At 48.8% G+C, this 512-nt stretch carries 1 protein-coding gene; it reads left to right on the top strand.

Annotated features, from left to right (window positions below; genetic code table 11):
• The coding region (locus HMPREF2805_RS11360) for a hypothetical protein (protein ID WP_186822572.1) at window positions 1-512 on the top strand (512 nt) is incomplete at both ends.

Raw genomic sequence — 512 nt, 5'->3', positions numbered from 1 at the left:
ACTCAAGAAGAGGGCCACGAAGGCGAATCTTTGATTCAGCCAGAATTGCCAGCCTATACAGGCGAATTTAGCGCTAAAGGAACTCAAGAAGCAGGCCATGAAGGCGAATCCCTAGTTCAACCAGAGTTGCCAGCCTATACAGGCGAGATTAGTGCTAAAGGCACCCAAGAAGCAGGTCACGAAGGTGAATCCCTAGTTCAACCAGAAGCCCCAGCTTACACTAGCGAGCATAGTGCTAAAGGCACGCAAGAAGAAGGCCACGAAGGCGAATCTTTGGTTCAACCAGAATTGCCAGCTTACACAGGTGAGATTAGTACTAAAGGAACTCAAGAATCAGGTCACGAAGGTGAGTCTTTAGTTCAGCCAGAATTACCAGCCTATACAGGCGAACTTAGCGCTAAAGGAACTCAAGAATCAGGTCATGAAGGTGAATCCCTAGTTCAACCAGAAGCTCCAGCTTATACCGGCGAGATTACAGCCAAAGGCACGCAAGAAGAAGGCCACGAAGGCGA

The organism is Streptococcus sp. HMSC034E03, assembly GCF_001811505.1.
Lineage (GTDB): Bacteria > Bacillota > Bacilli > Lactobacillales > Streptococcaceae > Streptococcus.
Note: the sequence above shows the minus strand (reverse complement) of the source record. Positions and strands in the feature narration are given on the sequence as shown.